This is a genomic window from Nocardia sp. CY41, assembly GCF_009829325.1.
Classification (GTDB): Bacteria; Actinomycetota; Actinomycetes; order Mycobacteriales; family Mycobacteriaceae; genus Nocardia.
The window spans coordinates 1-1360 of sequence record NZ_VUOS01000115.1 but is presented as its reverse complement, the minus strand read 5'-3'; the positions used below and the strand labels follow the sequence as shown (position 1 = coordinate 1360).

General features: G+C 66.8%; 1 protein-coding gene. It reads right to left on the bottom strand.

Annotation, left to right across the window (positions count from 1 at the left end; all coding sequences use genetic code 11):
• Positions 1-23: 23 nt before the first annotated feature.
• Entirely contained in the window at positions 24-1217 is a 1194-nt protein-coding gene (locus tag GVY64_RS36930; protein ID WP_159851328.1) for an IS110 family transposase, read from the bottom strand.
• Between the last annotated feature and the right edge of the window lie 143 nt (positions 1218-1360).

Genomic DNA, 1360 nt, shown 5'->3' with positions numbered 1-1360 from the left:
GGGGGGTGTCCCTATGGTGTTCGTCAAGCCGCTGAGGTCGTGGGTGATCGGTAGAGTTCGCCGTGTTTGAGCATCGCGTAGAGGACGTCGCAGCGTCGCCGGGCCAGGCAGATGAGGGCGGCGTTGTGTTTTTTGCCTTCGGCTCTTTTTCTGTCGTAGTAGGCGCGGCTGGCAGGGTCGTGCAGTGCGGCGAACGCGGACAGGAACAGTGCCCGTTTCAGCTTGTGGTTGCCGGACCGGGCCGGGTGCTCACCGCGGATGGAGCTGCCGGAGCGGTGAGTGACCGGAGCGATGCCGGCGTAGGCGGCAAGGTGGCCGGCCGAGGCGAAGCCAGCGCCGTCGCCGACCTCGAGCAGGATGCGGGCTCCGGTCCTGACTCCGATGCCGGGCATCGAGGTCAGGACCTTGGAAAGAGGGTGTGCATCGAGCATCTCCTCGATGTTCTCGGCGATCGATTTCCTCTGTTGAAGAACGGATTTGAGCTGGTCGGCCAGTTTCGGCAACACGACTTCGGCGGCTTTGCTACCGGGGACGGTGACGGTTTGGGCGGGCAGTGCGGCCAGGATCTCCTCGACGAGTCTGGCCCCCATGCGGGGTGCGTGTTTGACCGCGATCGCGGTCAGTTTCCGTCGCCCTGCTGCACGGATGCCTGCGGGTCCACCGCAGCGGGACAGGATCTCGAGCACTGCTGGGTGGGCGATTCGCGGGCCGAGGACGCGTTCGAGGGCCGGATGGATGCCGGTGAGCAGGCCGCGGATGCGGTTGCTGGTGCGGGTTGCCTCGCCTGCGAGGTCGTCGTCATAGCCGACCAGGACACCGAGTTCGGTCAACGCTTCGTCGCCGACGTCGACTCGGCGCAGTGCGTGCGGCATGGTGCGGGCGGCGTCGGCGATGATGTACGCGTCTCGGGCGTCGGTCTTGGCTTGGCCTGGGTAGAGGTCGGCGATGCGGCGCATGGCCAGGCCGGGAAGGTAGGCCACGTCGTGGCCGCGGTCGCGGGCCACGGTGACCGGCAGCGCGCCGATCGTGTTCGGCTGGTCGACCACGATCAGGATCGGTCCGTGTGCGGCGAGTTTGTCGAAAACGGCCCGCAGCTTGGATTCGTCGTTGGGCAAGGCTTTGTCGAACAGGCGCTTACCGGCCGGGTCGAGCCCGACAGCGTGGTGTTCACCTTTGCCCACGTCGACGCCGCAGAACACGGCGTAGCTGGCTGTCACGTCCTGGTTCCTTCGGTCAGCACGGGGCGGTCACCGATCGGGCATCGGCGGCCGGCACCCACGTTACGAAGAGACCTGAAATGCGGCCCTGTCCCTATCAGCGGTCCATCCGATGCCACCGGTACCCGGCGACACCACCCCCC